We start from the raw sequence: 557 nt of genomic DNA, 5'->3' as shown, positions 1-557 counted from the left end.
CACCGACGTCGACAACGGCGAAGCGGTATTCCAAGTGCAAACCAATGTCGCCGATGGCAACTACGGTTTCTTCAGCATTGATGCCGACGGTAACTGGACCTACACCTTAAACAACAGCCACAGCGACGTGCAGTCACTCAAGGCGGGTGAAACCCTGACCCGTGACATCACGGTCACCAGTGCCGATGGCACCGCCAGCCACACCGTGACCATCACCATTGTCGGCGCGAACGATCCCGCTGACATCACRGTCGGTAACGGCGACAGCGATGCCGGCACCGTCACCGAAGACGGCGATACCGACACCTTGCCAGGCACAGTACAAACGGTGGCCGGCACCTTAACCGTCACCGACGTCGACAACGGCGAAGCGGTATTCCAAGTGCAAACCAATGTCGCCGATGGCAACTACGGTTTCTTCAGCATTGATGCCGACGGTAACTGGACCTACACCTTAAACAACAGCCACAGCGACGTGCAGTCACTCAAGGCGGGTGAAACCCTGACCCGTGACATCACGGTCACCAGTGCCGATGGCACCGCCAGCCACACCGTGA

The 557-nt window shown here is 58.6% G+C and carries 1 protein-coding gene; it reads left to right on the top strand.

Going from position 1 to position 557, the window contains the following annotated elements:
- Nucleotides 1-557, top strand: a 557-nt coding sequence (locus L5L77_RS22650) for a VCBS domain-containing protein (protein WP_263223450.1), incomplete at both ends; no start/stop codon positions are given.

Origin of the sequence: Shewanella sp. SM29, assembly GCF_025654245.1 — a bacterium.
GTDB lineage: Bacteria > Pseudomonadota > Gammaproteobacteria > Enterobacterales > Shewanellaceae > Shewanella > Shewanella oncorhynchi.
This window is presented reverse-complemented; position numbering and strand designations above follow the sequence as displayed.